This is a genomic window from Ohtaekwangia sp., from assembly GCF_036568665.1.
Classification (GTDB): Bacteria; Bacteroidota; Bacteroidia; order Cytophagales; family Cyclobacteriaceae; genus Ohtaekwangia.
The window spans coordinates 1-2386 of the sequence record NZ_DATCSD010000230.1; the positions used below are offsets into that span (position 1 = coordinate 1).

General features: G+C 44.6%; 4 protein-coding genes. 2 read left to right on the forward strand and 2 right to left on the reverse strand.

Annotated features, from left to right (window positions below; translation table 11 throughout):
- On the reverse strand, positions 1 to 468 hold a 468-nt coding region (gene ribD / locus VIN08_RS12835; protein ID WP_331965519.1), incomplete at its 3' end, for a bifunctional diaminohydroxyphosphoribosylaminopyrimidine deaminase/5-amino-6-(5-phosphoribosylamino)uracil reductase RibD.
- A 29-nt stretch (positions 469 to 497) separates the two neighbouring features.
- Here ribD and prmC point away from each other — a divergent pair.
- Positions 498 to 1358 (forward strand): peptide chain release factor N(5)-glutamine methyltransferase, encoded by an 861-nt coding sequence (prmC, locus tag VIN08_RS12840; protein WP_331965522.1) that lies wholly within the window; start codon positions 498 to 500, stop codon positions 1356 to 1358.
- 36 nt (positions 1359 to 1394) lie between these two features.
- A complete protein-coding gene (locus tag VIN08_RS12845) occupies positions 1395 to 2183 on the forward strand; it encodes a DUF2520 domain-containing protein (protein ID WP_331965525.1) in 789 nt (262 codons plus the stop codon).
- Here the strand turns inward: VIN08_RS12845 and VIN08_RS12850 are convergent.
- The coding region (locus tag VIN08_RS12850; RefSeq protein WP_331965528.1) for a serine aminopeptidase domain-containing protein at positions 2174 to 2386 on the reverse strand (213 nt) is incomplete at its 5' end. The genes VIN08_RS12845 and VIN08_RS12850 overlap by 10 nt on opposite strands.

The window sequence follows — 2386 nt, forward strand, 5'->3', positions numbered from 1 at the left end:
ATAGGGCCGCTTCTTTTCCATGAAAGTAAAGAAGCGCTTGTTGAGTTCGCGTCCTTGCTTTTCAAGTATACCCGTTACCACCTCTATACCGGCATCGCGTAGTTTTCGCACACCATTACCAGCCACCAGCGGGTTTGAGTCCAGGTTTGCTATTACTACTTTCTTTACCTGGTGCTGCACCAGCATATCGGCACACGGAGGTGTTTTACCCGTGTGCGAACAGGGCTCGAGGTTTACATATACTGTACTCTCGCGCAAAATACTTTTATCAGTAAGTTGCTGCACAGCATTTACCTCGGCATGTGCCTGGCCATATTTACGATGCCACCCTTCGGCTATAATTTTACCATCGTGCACGATAACACTGCCCACCATCGGGTTGGGACTCACATGGCTTTGTCCGAGCAACGCGAGCTCCAGCGTGCGCTGCATAAAAAATTCGTCCTGATGGTGATCGTGCCTGGTCATTGAATTATACTTGCAAAGATTGCCAAGCTATGAAAAATTCCAAAGACCTCGTCCAGGATTTCGTTCTTCAGATAACATTACCTGAAAGCAAGGATGAGATTGCCAGCATCGCGCAGCTGGTTTTGGAAAAAATTGCGGGCATTACCCAGACTGATATTTTTCTGAACAAAGCTGTTACGATCACTCCGGAACAACAATCACAACTTGACAAGAGTATCGAACGCATCAATCGCCACGAACCGGTGCAGTATATTTTAGAAGAAGCCGATTTCTTTGGCCGAACGTTTTATGTTAACGCAGCAGTGTTGATACCGAGGCCGGAGACTGAGTATCTTATTCGGGAAATAACGGCTTACCGTCAAAAAGAAAACAGACCCTTAACAATTGTTGATATCGGCACCGGCAGCGGATGTATACCCGTTACACTTTCACTGGAGTTACCAGGAACTAAAGTATATGCTACCGATATACAGGCAGATGCATTGGCTGTGGCCACAGAGAATTCCAAACGACTTAAAGCTTCTGTAACGTTTCAGCAGCACGATATACTTATGCAAAAGTTACCGTGGAAGGGTATAGATGTAGTGGTGAGCAATCCTCCGTATATAGCAAAAGAAGAAGAGGAACAGATGCGCCCGAATGTAACACGCTATGAACCACATATTGCCTTGTTTGTTCCGGATAACGATCCGTTAAAATTTTACCGTGCTATAGCTATCGCAGCCAAAGAAGCATTGTCTCCCGGAGGTATGCTTATTGTTGAGATTAACGAGCGCTTTGGCCAGGAAGTGATGGCACTATTCCAAACACATCGATTCGGCAATGTGTCTATCGTAAAAGATCTGGACGGCAAAGACCGCATTGTGAAAGGAATTTTATTAGCCGTGTAGAGTTAAGAGTATATATAGCATTAAAACATATTATATATGAGTCGCTCTAATTTCGTTTCGTTTATTGGTTCAGGAAATGTGGCCTGGCACCTGGCTCCGGCTCTTGACAATACCGATTTTGCCGTGCGCGAAATATATAGTCGTAATGCTGCCAACGCAGCTGCACTGGTGGACAAACTCTATGAGGCCGAAGTAAAAACCTCGCTCGATTTTTCTTCAAGCATTTCCCGCATTTTTATTATTGCCGTAGCAGACGATGCCATTCAATCTATAGCACAGGAGATTATACTACCAGAAGATGCTATACTCGTTCATACCTCCGGCAGCCAACCATTGAGTTTGTTAGGCTATGCAGCTACGCCTGATATAGGTGTGTTCTATCCGTTACAAACTTTTAGCAAAGGGAAGAAAGTTGATTTCAGCGAAGTTCCTTTTTTTATTGAAAGTGACTCACGTGAGGTAGAGAAGGTGCTACAGAACATGGCGCGGGCTATCAGTAAGCATGTGCACACTATTGCTTCGCATCAGCGAAAAGCCATGCATATAGCGGCTGTGTTTGCTGCCAATTTTACCAATCACATGTTGTTTATAGCCGAGGGGATTATGAAAGAAAATAAACTCGATTTTGCCTGGCTCAAACCGCTTATCGCTGAGATGATTACCAAGAGTTTATCCATCGGCCCGCAAAATGCACAAACAGGTCCTGCAAGACGAGGTGATTTCGAAATCCTGGATCGTCACATGGAGTTTTTACAGAACAATGAAGCTATAGCGGGTATATATAAAGAGATCAGTCAGCACATTATCGACACCTATCACGGATGAGGGTTGGCTTTGATAAACGAAGAGACATCGTTTATCCACTGCTTCTTATTTTCCTTTGTAAACAGATTGTGACCCGCCTGCGGATATACCTTTAGCACTTTGCTGGCGCTCTTTAGGTTGGTATATATCTCATCAATCTCTTCACGGCTCACACGATTATCCTGTTCGCCAAATAGTACCAGCGCAGGGCATGTTATACCTTC